Here is a 13542-nt window from a genome sequence, read left to right as displayed (position 1 = left end):
TTTAAAACAACTTATACTAACTTCATGAAGAACGCTGCTAGACATTCCTAGCGGATGAAACGGGTTTCATAAATGAATGAGGGTAGATCAAGGAGGTCAGTCATTGTATTTATCAAAAAGTGAAGAAGCTGTGATTCAATTATCGTCGGAAGCACTGCGGTTAGATGGAAAATCAGAAATTATACTTTGTGCCTCCTTATTTTATTTTCGATTACCACGCGGTTTATGGAAAGAGAGACTAAATAAAGTTAAAGCCTTTGGATATAACGCTATTGATGTGTACTTTCCTTGGAATCATCATGAGACCGAGGAGGGAACTTGGGATTTTGCCGGAGAGAAGGATGTGGCTCAGTTTTTACAGGATGTCGCAGATGCAGGTCTATGGGTGATTGCACGGCCAGGTCCGTATATTTGCTCGGAATGGGATGGGGGAGCACTCCCTGCTTATCTTTTCGTGAAAGAAAATCTTCGCATAAGGGATAACGATCCTGCCTTCTTGCGGCATGTGGCCAGGTGGTATGAACAGATTCTTCCCATCTTGAAGAAATATGAAGCGGGTCAGGGTGGCACCATCATTGCTGTCCAATTAGACAACGAGCTTGATTTCTATCCTTGCTCTGATCCCAAAGGGTATATCTCGGCGCTAAGAGATTTAGCTTTGCAGCATGGAATAACTGTCCCGCTCATTGCTTGCGCTGGACAAGGCGGCTTGTATGAGGCTTCTGGTTTTGCTGAAGGCGTGGTACCAACATGTAACTTCTATCCAAATGACCAAGACCCTGCTTTCGAAGAAAAGGTGCTCTTCTACAGAGAGGAATTGGCTCGTCGGGGGCTGCCCTTACTCGTCACGGAGACGAATCGCTCACACTTCCTGCTTCGCAGATTGTTATCGGCAGGTGCGAAGCTGCTCGGTCCCTACTTGCAGGCTTCAGGAACGAATTTTGGCTTTACTAATGCGGCTAACAATTGGGGAAATCCTCTTTCTTTTCTTACCTCAGATTATGATTTCCATGGGATGATAACTCCTGAAGGACACATTCGAGAGGAAGCTTATGAAGGAAGAATGCTGCATCGTGTGATTCAAACATATGGCGCTTCCTTGGCGGAGGCGAAGCCTGAGCTCACGAGAAGTGCCTCATCCCCTTATCGGTTAACGTTAAAGCAAGGTGGCGAGCTGCTCTTCCTATGCCAAGTAAACGAGCAAGATGAAGGCGCTTACTTTCACGGGGCAGAAGAGGTCATACCCCGTTATACGACACTTGTCGCCAAAGCAAACCGCTGCCCCATTCTTCCCGTGCAAGTGCCCTTGCAGACTTGGGGCATCGCTGAAGGGACACTTGCCTATGCAACTGCAGAACTGCTGCTGGTGAAGCAGCTTGAACAGCACACAATGTTCGTGTTTCATACGGATGGTGAAGGCGAAATTCGTCTCTGCTTTAACACGGAGGTGCAGACGGAGGCTGGCACGATGAGGTTACACGATGCCGAAGCAGAAGATCAGGTAACGGTATCTTTTCAATCGAGCGAGCAAGAGAGAACAGCTCGGATTCACTTGTTAAACGGTCACGTTATCGAATTGATCGGGATGAGTCGTTCACGTGCTTTGCTGCTAGAAAATATGGATGATGAAGGCGGGCTGCATGTTGGCGAATGGGTAGAACGAATCTCGGAAAGCCGCGAAGTTGAACTCAGCTGGTCACAAAGCTTAGTGAATCCCTTGGATACACTTGGGGATGAATGCTTATCGATCGGAGATACCGCCGATTATCTGGAGAAGCATGGTGTTTACCGAGGTTTCGCCTGGTACACCTCGCAATTATCACTACCGCTGGAGAGCACCTGTCTAGGTATTATCGTTCAGCAGGCAAGTGATGTCGTTTCCATCTATACCGGTGAAACGTACCTTGGTACAGCAACACCGGGTGGAGGAAGTCACTTCCTTCCGATTCCTTCCGGCGCACGTGTAGAGCCAAATCTGGTTGCTCGTGTCGAGATTTGGGGACATACCAATTTCCATGATACGAATTTGCCGGGTCTGCACTTAAATGCCCTGAAAGGGCTAACGGGCATTGTTGGGGTAACGTCGGTTAGGGAAATAAACCAAAACTGGCGATTCAAACTTATGCAATGCGGAGAAGACAAGGACGATTACGCAGCATCAGATTATGACGATCGACAATGGCCGATTGTGAGTGTTGGAGGATGGCTCTCCGCAGAGCAGCCCGCCCATCAATGCTACCGCAAACAAGTAGAGCTGACGAAAGAAGCGGATACGTGGATTCTGTATACGCCTGGTAATTTCTCTCACGCCTATGCTTACGTGAACGGGCACGCACTCGGTCAAGTGAATCCGCTCAATCCTTATCTTGATCTTACGCCTTATGTAAAGGCGGGAGATACGGCAACGTTAACGCTATTTCTGGATAAAACGTATGGTTCCCTTAGCGGAAATATACGTCTATATGAAGGAACCGCCGCTAAACAGTGGACATTATCCTCTTGTCAGGAGAATGGCTTACTGCAGCATGCCAAAGAATCAAACGTTGAGGCTCTCTCGATAGAAGGAGAAATCTCCTTGAAACCGGGTACCCTGTCATGGCTGTATGGTGACCTTCGTGATGATAACCAAGGATTAGGCTGGAGGGTCTATGTCAAAGGCAGCAATATGAAGCTGACCGTGTTCTTCAACGGACACCTAGTTGGCCGCCTGTGGACGCAAGGCGGTGCCAACAGACCGACATTCCGTGGCGGCAGCGATGAATCCTTTTATTTACCGGGACCGTGGTTTCAGGGTGGCGAATCGGGCAATGAAATAGCCATCTTACTGGAGGCGGTATCGGCCTCTGAAGATGCCTTGCTGGAGCCTCTGCGCTTTGTACCTGTATTCGAAAATTAATTTGGAAGGAGCGCGCGCATGAAAACTGCTATCTCAGCAAGCTCATTAGAAGGGGCGCCTATTGCTGTCAAAAAGCGTGTAACCCCACTGCGCAGATTTTGGTCGTATCGAACGTTAATCCTCATGTGTGTTCCTGCGATTTTATTTTTCTTAGTCATGTCTTACCTTCCAATGCCAGGGCTTTATCTCGCATTCATTAATTATAACTATTCAGCGGGGATCTTCGGCAGTCAGTTCGTTGGGTTTGACAACTTCAAATTTCTAGTGACCTCTGGGGCACTTTGGAAATTAACATTTAATACGATTGCTTACAACTTAGCTTTTATTATATTTGGAAATACCTTGCAGATTGGTATTGCTATTTTGCTGAACGAGCTTCGTAAAAAGTGGTTTAAGAAGCTTTCACAATCACTGATGTTCTTGCCATTTTTCATCTCTTTCGTGCTTGTTGGCCTTATTGCCTATAACATTCTCAGTTACGACTTTGGACTGCTCAATGGGATTCTCAAATCGATCGGTTGGGAGCCGCTTAAAACGTACTCGAATCCAACGATCTGGCCTTTTATCATCGTTATTACGTTTCTTTGGCAGTCGACAGGGTACGGCTCCATCGTCTATTTCGCTGCGATAATGGGATTGGACTCGGAGATTGTAGAAGCCGCTGAAATTGATGGCGCGAATGCCCTGCAGCGAATTCGCTACATCGTGCTTCCTTGGCTGAAGCCAACTTTCATTATTTTGCTGCTGTTCTCACTCGGCGGCATTCTCCGAGGGAACTTTGGATTGTTCTATAACTTGGTCGGAGCCAACAATACAGCCCTTTTTGATGCGACAGATATTATTGAAACGTTCGTGTTCCGCTCTTTGATGAACAACTTTAACTTTTCTCTAGGAAGCGCTGTCAGTCTTTATCAGTCGGTGTTTGGCTTCTTTATTGTCATCACAGCCAATTGGCTGGTTAAGAAAGTTTCGCCTGAAAACACGCTGTTCTAATTTCAACATGCAAGTGTTCGTCACTTAAGATCGGTTAGGAGGGACATACGTGGAACAAGTCATCGCACGTCAAAGGGGAACTGATTTCTCCTCGGTTGCCATTCGGCTATTCGGCTACTTCTTTATTGGTCTATTTGCAATCTTCTGTTTAGCGCCTTTTCTTCTTGTCCTTGGAACTTCGTTCACAGCAGAGAAATCGATCACTTTACACGGCTACAATTTATGGCCCAGAGAGTTTAGTACTTTTGCTTATAAAATTGTATTCGAGAATCCGGGAGTCATTATTGGCTCCTATGGGGTTACGCTTGGCATTACGATGATTGGAACAACCATTGGGCTGTTTATCGTAGCCATGACGGGTTATTCCTTACAGCGTCCTGATTTTCCTTATCGCAATCGGATTTCCTTCTTCATTTACTTTACAACCTTGTTTCAAGGCGGGGTTGTCCCCTTTTACTTAATCATGACGCAATGGCTGCATCTGAAGGATAACTATTTGGCTGTCCTGCTGCCCGGACTGATGAGCCCTTTTCTCATTATTATGATGAAAAGCTTCGTAAGGTCCATCCCGCATGCGATTACGGAATCGGCCAAAATGGATGGGGCGGGTGATTTCAAGATTTTCACTCAGCTTATCCTGCCAATGACGACGCCGGCACTAGCAACCATCGGTTTATTCATCGCACTTGGCTACTGGAATGAATGGTACAATGCAATGCTGTTCCTATCACCCGATTTAAAGTATAGGCCGCTTCAATTGTTCCTTTATAACGTTGTAACAAGTGCCGACTTTATTAAAAACTCATCGGTCTCCTCCAATGTACAGCCTAGGGATATGCCGCTGGAGTCCATGAAGATGGCTACCGCTGTAGTTGCAACGGGACCGGTCATTCTATTTTATCCGATGGTGCAGAAATATTTCATCAAAGGTATTACCGTTGGTGCTGTAAAAGGCTGACGTAAACCATATACCAAAATGATTATGGGGAGGCAAATCCGTATGTTCAAGAGAAAAAAGAAAGCACTTAGTGTAGCTCTGGTAGCGACGCTTGCTGTAAGCTTGACGGCGTGCACCACACCTAGCAGTACAGGAACTAGCTCCACGGATAAAGCGGCAGCGACTGCTGCGGCAACGGGGACAGCAGCACCATCTGGGAAAATTGACACCTCCGAGTTCCAAACGATTTCGTACGTGATGTTGGGGGATAAACCGAAGAATGGTCAATTTGAAAAGGTGATGGAAAAGGTCAACGCCATTTTGAAGCAAAAAGCAAATGCGAAACTCGAAATTAAATGGGTTGAATGGGCCGATTGGCAAACCAAATATAATCTATTGCTAGCCTCTGGAGAACCCGTTGACTTGATCACGGTTGCAACAGATTGGTTGGATACGTGGCAGAATGCACAAAAAGGTGCTTTTCAGCCGCTGGATAAGCTGCTTCCTGTGTATGCGCCGTTAACTTGGAAGGAAGTACCGCCAGAGAACTGGGCTGAGACGAAGTACAAGAATCAGATCATGCTCATTCCTGAAGATCATTACACGCAGTGGGTTAATCACGGTTTCTTATATCGTGGCGATTGGGCCAAAGAGTTTGGGATCACAGCGCCAATTACAGATTGGAAGTCGATGGAGACCTATTTCCAAGGTGTCAAGGATAAGAAACCAGGCGTTGTTCCTTGGGATGCGAATGGTACGGCTGCAGGTAATATTGGCGGCTACATCAATTCCTACACAGATGCGATTGAACTTCCGATCAGTACAGGCCTCTTCGGTCTAGTCTACGGTAAATCATATGATGAGAAGTATAAAGCCTACAGCCCTGTTCTCGATGATACCTTCGTGAATTTTGCCAAACTCATGAAAGATTGGGGCGACAAAGGCTTCTGGCGCGAGGATGTGCTGAACTATAAGGGCGATAACCGTTCTGAGCTTGAGGCTGGTAAGTCAAGCGTTGATCAGCATCACACACAAACCTTCCTTGGTGAACGTATCAAAATGGATAAATTGCAGCCGGGCTCGGATCTCCAGTTCTTCCCATTCTCGGCTACACGCAACAATCTCGTATCCATGTCGATTACACACGGCGGAACTTCCATTGGTGCGAAAAGCAAGCATCCGGAACGCGCTCTGATGGTCTACGAGCTGATTCGTCAAGACCCGGAAGTGTATCGATTGATGAATTACGGCTTGGAAGGCGTACAGTACGTCGTCAAGGATGGCAAACGTTTCCGTCCAGATGGCTATGATGTGCAAAGAGACGATTTCTACTCCAATTTCTGGGGTGGACGCATCGATAAGAATGAAATTCCAGACGGTAATGATTGGTCAGGAAAAGGCGCACTTTATGCGTCCTATGACAAAATCAAGAAGCCATTTCCGTATGGCCGATTCGTTTTCGATAAGGGACCTGTGTCCAATGAGCTGACAGCGGTTACCCAAGTTGTGGGACAAATGGGACCTGCGATTCTTTATGGCAAAGCGGGTGACCCTGTCAAAGCGGTTGATGATTTCCGTGCGAAGCTGAAAACAGCAGGTTTTGATAAACTGATGGCTGAAGTCCAAAAACAATTGGATGCCTTCAAAGTAACTGTAGAGAGCAGCAAATAAGGATTAAGATATCGAAGGTCTGTTTCTGAACAGGCCTTCGATCTTTTACATTTTACGAAACGGGGAGTGTATTCTTGGAATCTATAACCGTCTATGATATTGCCCGAGAAGCGAACGTCTCCGTCGCGACGGTTTCCCGTGTTCTCAATGATACCGCACCCGTTCGAACGTCAACAAGGCAGAAGATAATGGCGATTATCGAAAAGCATAAGTTTCAGCCTAATGCGTTGGCACGCAGTCTGGTGAATAAGAAAACGGGTATGATTGGCGTGTTATTCCCAGATAGCAGCAACATGTTTTTCCCTGAGGTGTTCGGAGGGGCAGAGAGAGCTGCGATGAAGCTGGGATTTACACTCTTTCTATGTAATACATTCAGCAACTTTAGCAGAGAATCAGAATATTTAAATCTGCTTTGCGAAAGGCAGGTGGAAGGACTCATTTTCATGGGTGGACGTATAAATTCGCGTCATTGCCCCGAGTTGCTCGTCCAGGAAGTCATGGATATCCAGAAGAGAATTCCAATTGTCTTGATTAATGGCAGCCTTCCGGGTCATCCTTGTCATCGGGTGAAAACGGACGAATATGTGGGTACCCAGCTCATTATGCAGCACCTTATTGATCGCGGGCATCGAAGCATCGGCTTCTTGGGGGGAAGCGCTGACACGACAACAACGATGGAAAAGCTGCAAGCCTACAAAAGCACGCTAGGAGCGAATGATCTCTCTTTTCGCAAACAAATCGTACGCTTGGGAGACTTCTCTATGGAATGTGGCCGCAAACTGATGGATCAGTTCCTTACCATGCCAAATTGTCCAACGGCCTTTCTTTGTATTAACGATTATGTGGCCATTGGTGCTATGAAAGCGGTTATTTCACGCGGGCTGCGGATTCCTGAAGATATCGCGATTGCAGGATTTGATGACTCGCAATTGTCCTACGCTATGAATCCCGAGCTCACAACCGTTTCGCAGCATAGTGAACAGCTTGGCAGCCATGCGATAGCCATTTTATCGAAACTGATTCAGAAGGAAAAGGTGAAGAAGCTGACGGTTCTGGAGCCTAAGCTCATTGTTAGGCAGAGTACATAAGACACCCATTAAATTAGATTTGGCTAGTTTCAAAGATTAGACGAATCCTATACAATATAACCGACAGGTATTGCCTGACGGTAGATTGTATAGGGTTTTTTCAGTTTTTGATAAGTAGGGGGCAAACGATGCAGTTTTTACAAAAATATATAACCATGCCTTGGTTTCGTAATCAACGAATTCGCTATAAAATTATCATGATTTATTTTCCGCTTATCTTCGTGCCTTTATTTGTACTAGGTTTTGTCTCGAATCAGGTGTACACGAATGCAATTGTCAAAAAGACGATTAAAAATGTTTCGGATAACTCGTCCCTGATTATTACGCGCATCACGGGCATGTTAACGAATGTAGAAAGCTGCGCCAATATGCTGACGATCAATCTCAACAAATTGATCGTGGAAGACCCGCAATCCCAGGGGGCAGCGGAAACGAGCTTACAGATGTACACGCAGATTACGAATCAGTTGAGCTTTGCCCTGCTTGTATTTCCCGATGTCCAATCGGCTGCGTTTATAGATGCGAATGGTCGGGTTTTTGGATCTAATCTCCTTATGGAACGCAACCGGGAGTTGATCGCGAGCAGTGAAATGCTTAAACAGGTTGACGCCTCCATAGGCAATAAAAATATTTGGTTTCCCATGCAGCAGCGTAATTACTTGACCCCTGATTCGCAAGAAATTGTCATGACGCTGGGTAAGCGGATTGTAAATATTTATACGGGACAACAGCTCGGTATGCTCGTACTGAATATCAAAGAAAGCTCCTTATCTGCGATTTATCAGAAAATCGGCTCCATCCAGGATGGCAGCTATTTTATTGTGAATGAGGGAGGTGTGGTTATTTCATCGCAGCATCCTGAGGATTTACTTCAGGAAGTTGCCGATCCAACGATGAAAAACTGGATTACTTCCAGTAAGGATACGTCGGATTTAACCTCTTTTCAACATGAGAAAACGCTTGTAGTAAGCTCCGATGTTCCAAGCTTTGGGTGGAAGCTTATCTCGATGGCTCCCCTAGAATCTTTAACCGCGGATACGCGTAAAATCACTATCCTTATTGTGCTTATTGGTTTGATCTGTTTATTTTTTGCTTTGCTTGGAGCGGGTATGCTTTCGCAGTTCATTGCCAAACCAATTATGGGGCTAACCAAACATATGAAGAAGGTCAAAGAAGGCAATCTGGACATTGAATTCCAGGTGAATTCAGAGGATGAGATTGGTTTATTGGCCTCTGGCTTCAATGCCATGATAAGGCGAGTTCAAGAGCTGCTGACGAATATTAATTTCGAGCAAAAGAAGAAGCGTGAATACGAGCTAGCGCTTATTCAGGCGCAAATTAAACCGCATTTTCTGTATAACACCTTAGATGTTATTTACACCTTGTCAGAAATGGGACGAACACGGGATGTACAGCGAACAACCAAAGCGTTGGCCGATTTCTATCGCGCAGCTCTGAGTAAAGGAAGAGAGACGATAACGATTGAAGAAGAAGTCCGCAATGTGAAGGATTATTTATCCATTCAGCGAATCCGTTATTCCGATGTGTTTACCTTTGAATTTGATATCCGGAGTGAGGTGCTCGGCGGTCTTATTCCGAAATTAACCATTCAACCTCTCGTTGAAAATGCGATCTACCATGGTCTTAAAACGAAAGGGAGCCTAGGTCTTTTGAAAGTAACAGGTGAAATTGTGGAGGGTAAAATCAAGATTATCGTCAGCGATGACGGTGTTGGCATGCTGCCGCAGCGGCTTGAGGCTCTTGTGAAGAAGCCGGAATCTCCGGAGCAAGCTGTTGGCTATGGGTTAAGGAACGTGAATGACCGTATACAGCTTTATTTTGGCGATGAGTATGGGTTACAAATTGAAAGTCAACTGGGACAGGGCACAGAAGTAACACTATGGCTCCCTTTTCAAAGTGAGGAAGGTTAAGATATGCAGAAAATATTAATTGTTGATGATGAATCCATTTTCCGAGAATACTTGCGTACGGCATTAAATTGGGAAGCTTATGGATTTGAAATATGCGCAGAAGCCAAAAATGGGGTCGAAGCGTTGGAACAAATAGACGTGCATCGTCCTGATATTGCCCTTGTGGATATTACCATGCCGTTTATGGATGGACTCGCGCTGACGGAGCAATTGAAGCAGCGATATCCAGCTACAAGCGTGGTGCTGATTACGGGCCATAACGAATTTGATTATGCTCGAAAGGCGCTTAAGCTTGGCGTTGAAGATTACATTCTGAAGCCGTTTTCGAAGGATGAATTGGTGCTGACGCTGCTTAAGCTTCAGAAAGAGCATCAGAAGGCACAAGAAGAGAAGTCGACATTGAAAGAAAATCAGCTTTTGATGAAGGAGAGCTTTCTTAATCATTTGCTAAGTGGTGATTTCAACCATGCCAATGAGGACACCAGTACAAGACTTCAGCAATTTGGGGAGTCCTTCGATTCCCTGTGCTTTGTGGTGGCGTGCATTGAGATTGATAACATGGATCTCAAATGGAACAAAGTGAGTGAACGTTTACTTTGGAAATATGCGGTGACGAACATTCTGAACGAGGCGCTGGAGGAAACGGAAAATCACTTGATTTTCAATGGGCCTGAGGGGCGCATTATTTGCTTGGTAGAGCACCAAGGGGATGGTGAGCTGGAAACACCTGCGTTAGGCGGTTATGAGAAATTATGTTTCCTGATCAAGAAATATTTGAAATTTACGATCACGGTCGGTGTTGGTCGAAGTCAAACCGGCTATCAGGGGATCCGTACTTCCTATTTGGAGGCGCTTGAAGCCTTGCAAAATAAGTTTGTGCTGGGGAATGATCGTGTTATCGCTTACGGATCAGGAGCTTTGGAATCAGGGACTCAAGCCTTCTATCCCACAGAAGTGAATGAAGAGCTGCTCGTTCAATTGCGTATGCAAAATGGGGAAAAGGTAGATGCTAAATTGGAGGAGATTTTCCAATCGATTCGAGAGCAGCGGTTATCCTTAGATTACACCTATGTCATAAGCATGGGACTTATTTCTATTTGTCTGTCTTATGTAACAGAAACGGGGCATCCGATTGAGGACTGCTTCGGGGAAGCCTTTTTTCCCTATAGTGAAATCAAACGTTTGGAATCCATTGATGCTACATCCATGTGGATCAAGGAATTGTTCAATAAAGCGATCCTTTATACAGGTAAGCACCGGAAGACCCGGTCGTCGAAAATTGCCCAATCCGCCAAAGAATATATCGAGCTTCATTACGGGGATCCCGAGCTGCAATTGGATCAAATTGCCCAGCAGGTGTTTATCAATCCTAGCTATCTCCGGGCTGTTTTCAAGAAAGAAATCGGCATGACGGTGACAGACTATGTTACGCATGTTCGTATGCATAAAGCGAAGGATTTACTCGGTAAAGGGAACATACGCCTTTCGGATATTGCCGAACAAATCGGCTTTAACGATCCTAGTTACTTTAGTAAAAGTTTCAAGAAATTTTTTGGTTATTCGCCTAGTGTGTATGAGAATAACCGCTTATAACGAAATTACCTAAATGTGCGGATTTTACAAGAACCCCTCGATTATTCCATTATCATAAGGGGTTTTTCCTTTTATACTCAGGTTGTAAAGAAGAGAAAGCACATGATGCCTGGGAGGTCCAACAAATGAAAAAAATGGGAGTCACTCTCGTAAGCTTGCTCGCGGCTATTAGCCTTGCAGCTTGCGGAACCACAAACACAACAAAAGATGCTGGTGCAACTAGCGCGCCAACGGCGGCAGCAACAGCAGCAGCCGTGAAGACGGATGCAAAGCCGGTCAAACTTAGAATTTATGCCCAGTACGCAGATGAAGATACGAAAACACCTTATGACTATGCGGTTGCGGAATTGAAAAAGGAAATGCCGAATGTTGAGCTAGAGCTCGATATTCAAGCGCAGGATGATGGCCAGAAGCTTAAGACTTATGCAGCTACAGGCAATCTGCCAGACATTTTCGGAGCAGGATTAGACATTATCGATACGTTTAAGAAATCCAATAATATTCTAGTTTTGGATGAGTACGTAACTAAATTTGGCTACAAAGACAAAATGCAGCCAAGCGCAATGAATACGCTGCTTACAGATGATGGTCATACTTACGCTTTCCCTTACGCTGGTAACGAGGTAGCTCTTCTTTATTACAACAAAGATTTGTTCCAACAAAATGGTGTGAAAGTGCCAACTACCTATGATGAAATGATGACGGCGGTTAAAACTTTCAATGGGAAAGGCATTACGCCACTTTCCATCTTCGCTAAAGAAAAATGGCCTTGCGTAGCCCTTTATGACATGTTCGTTTCACGCGCTGAACCAGCTGGTGTGACGAAGCTTGATAAAGGTCTTGCTAAAGCAGATGATGCTGCTTACAAAACAGCTGCAGAGAAAATCATCGAGCTGGTTAAAGCAGGCATGCTGCCAAAAGGCGCTACGAACTTGAACTACGATCAAGCAGCGGCGCTTTACCATGAAGGTAAAGCAGCGATGTTCATTAACGGTCAGTGGGAAATCGAAGCGGCTACGAAAGCGCTTGGTGACAAAGCGGGCTACATGTACCTTCCAGCTGCAGATGCAGCAGCCTATGAAAAAGGTAAAACAGCATTCAGCGGCAGCGGCGGTCCTGGTGGATATGCGGTATCTGCAAACACCAAGGATAAAGAGCTTGCAGCAAAAGTGGCATCCTTTATTTCCTTGAAGTATGCGGAGTACAAGTTCACAAACCGCAGCAATCCAATCGTAGCTACCAAAGTAGATAAGCCGATTGTGAAACAGTTCCCTCCTATGATGGAGCAGTTATCCAAAGATATTCCGAAAATGACGAGCACAACAGCTTTCTCATGGGGATTGTCGAATCCTAAGTTCAAAGCAGCGCTTGAAGATGCCACGCAAAACCTGATGACAGGTAATTATACAGCGGATCAATTCGTGAAAGATTTGAATAAAGCGGCAGTAACAGCGAAATAACCGAAGTTTCTATGGAAAAGGAGACTCACACTGGATCGCTCTGAGCCGGTGTGAGTTTTCTACTAAAAAAGGGAAGTGATGACATGCGCAAATTCATGGGAAATAAGGCGGCTATTATGCTTTTCACACTGCCGGCACTCCTTTTGTATACAGTTATTGTGTTTTATCCGATTTTGCAAACCTTCTATCGCAGCACATTCGAATGGGATGGATTAAGCGAAGGCACTTTTATTTTTCTGGATAACTACATTCGATTGTTTCAAGATAGTATTTTCTACACATCGCTTTACAACGGTTTCGTTTTTGCCTGTATTTTGGCTGTCGTGCAAATCGGGATCGGCTCCGTACTTGCTTTTGCCGTCGCAGAAGGGTTCAGAGGAAGCAAGTTTCTAAGAATTAGCTACTTCATTCCTGTGGTTCTTTCCATTACAGTAGTATGTCAGCTGTGGTTAGCGATGTATAACAGTGAGTATGGCTTGATTAATAAAGTCTTTGAAGCGCTCGGCATCACGTATCGTCAGGATTGGCTGACGAACAACAAAACAGCGATTTTCGCCATTGCGTTCGTGAATGCTTGGCAGTACATGGGTTACCAGTTTGCCTTGCTGTTGGCGGCTGTGAAGTCTGTTCCAGAGCAGTACCTAGAGGCTGCACGTATTGATGGAGCTTCCAAATTCAAAGCCCATATGGCGATTACAATCCCCATGCTGGCTGAGACGTATAAGTTTTGCCTCGTGCTGGCGATTACAGGTGGTTTGAATGCGTTCGCCAACATGTTTATTATGACCGGCGGGGGCCCAGGGAATTCTACGTACACATTGACCTATCTAATGTACCGCTCTGCTTTCCGCGTTGGTGAATTTGGCTATGGAAGCGCCGCGGCTGCTTTCCTGGTCATCGAATGCTTAATTGTGACTTTGGCTATTAACAAACTGATCGCAAGAGAACGGATTACATTTTAAGGGGGATGACA

At 45.4% G+C, this 13542-nt stretch carries 9 protein-coding genes; all 9 read left to right on the top strand.

What is annotated here, in order from left to right:
* Window positions 1-103: 103 nt before the first annotated feature.
* Window positions 104-2896 carry a beta-galactosidase gene (locus QFZ77_RS28545; protein WP_307444732.1) on the top strand — a complete coding sequence of 931 codons (2793 nt, stop codon included), beginning with the start codon at window positions 104-106 and terminating at the stop codon, window positions 2894-2896.
* A 123-nt stretch (window positions 2897-3019) separates the two neighbouring features.
* Window positions 3020-3889, top strand: coding sequence for an ABC transporter permease (locus QFZ77_RS28540; protein WP_307449912.1), 870 nt, complete (start codon window positions 3020-3022; stop codon window positions 3887-3889).
* A 49-nt stretch (window positions 3890-3938) separates the two neighbouring features.
* The gene (locus QFZ77_RS28535) at window positions 3939-4847 is read left to right on the top strand and encodes a carbohydrate ABC transporter permease (RefSeq protein WP_307444730.1); all 909 of its coding nucleotides are present in this window, start codon (window positions 3939-3941) and stop codon (window positions 4845-4847) included.
* Window positions 4848-4889: 42 nt separating this feature from the next.
* Entirely contained in the window at window positions 4890-6497 is a 1608-nt protein-coding gene (locus tag QFZ77_RS28530) for a DUF3502 domain-containing protein (RefSeq protein WP_307444728.1), read from the top strand.
* 74 nt (window positions 6498-6571) lie between these two features.
* Complete coding sequence (locus tag QFZ77_RS28525; RefSeq protein WP_307444727.1) at window positions 6572-7585, top strand: LacI family DNA-binding transcriptional regulator; 1014 nt, start codon at window positions 6572-6574, stop codon at window positions 7583-7585.
* Window positions 7586-7713: 128 nt separating this feature from the next.
* Window positions 7714-9516 carry a sensor histidine kinase gene (locus QFZ77_RS28520; protein ID WP_307444726.1) on the top strand — a complete coding sequence of 601 codons (1803 nt, stop codon included), beginning with the start codon at window positions 7714-7716 and terminating at the stop codon, window positions 9514-9516.
* 3 nt (window positions 9517-9519) lie between these two features.
* Window positions 9520-11109 (top strand): response regulator, encoded by a 1590-nt coding sequence (locus tag QFZ77_RS28515; RefSeq protein WP_307444724.1) that lies wholly within the window; start codon window positions 9520-9522, stop codon window positions 11107-11109.
* Window positions 11110-11234: 125 nt separating this feature from the next.
* Window positions 11235-12569, top strand: a complete 1335-nt coding sequence (locus tag QFZ77_RS28510; RefSeq protein ID WP_307444722.1) for an ABC transporter substrate-binding protein — start codon at window positions 11235-11237, stop codon at window positions 12567-12569.
* A gap of 83 nt (window positions 12570-12652) precedes the next feature.
* Window positions 12653-13531, top strand: a complete 879-nt coding sequence (locus QFZ77_RS28505; RefSeq protein ID WP_307444720.1) for a carbohydrate ABC transporter permease — start codon at window positions 12653-12655, stop codon at window positions 13529-13531.
* Window positions 13532-13542: the final 11 nt, after the last annotated feature.

Origin of the sequence: Paenibacillus sp. V4I3, assembly GCF_030817215.1 — a bacterium.
Lineage (GTDB): Bacteria > Bacillota > Bacilli > Paenibacillales > NBRC-103111 > Paenibacillus_E.
This window is presented reverse-complemented; position numbering and strand designations above follow the sequence as displayed.

Coding starts and splice junctions, on each gene's coding strand:
- QFZ77_RS28530 (WP_307444728.1), top strand. CDS start 4,890: ATGTTCAAGAGAAAAAAGAAAGCACTTAGTGTAGCTCTGGTAGCGACG.
- QFZ77_RS28515 (WP_307444724.1), top strand. CDS start 9,520: ATGCAGAAAATATTAATTGTTGATGATGAATCCATTTTCCGAGAATAC.
- QFZ77_RS28510 (WP_307444722.1), top strand. CDS start 11,235: ATGAAAAAAATGGGAGTCACTCTCGTAAGCTTGCTCGCGGCTATTAGC.
- QFZ77_RS28540 (WP_307449912.1), top strand. CDS start 3,020: ATGTGTGTTCCTGCGATTTTATTTTTCTTAGTCATGTCTTACCTTCCA.
- QFZ77_RS28520 (WP_307444726.1), top strand. CDS start 7,714: ATGCAGTTTTTACAAAAATATATAACCATGCCTTGGTTTCGTAATCAA.
- QFZ77_RS28505 (WP_307444720.1), top strand. CDS start 12,653: ATGCGCAAATTCATGGGAAATAAGGCGGCTATTATGCTTTTCACACTG.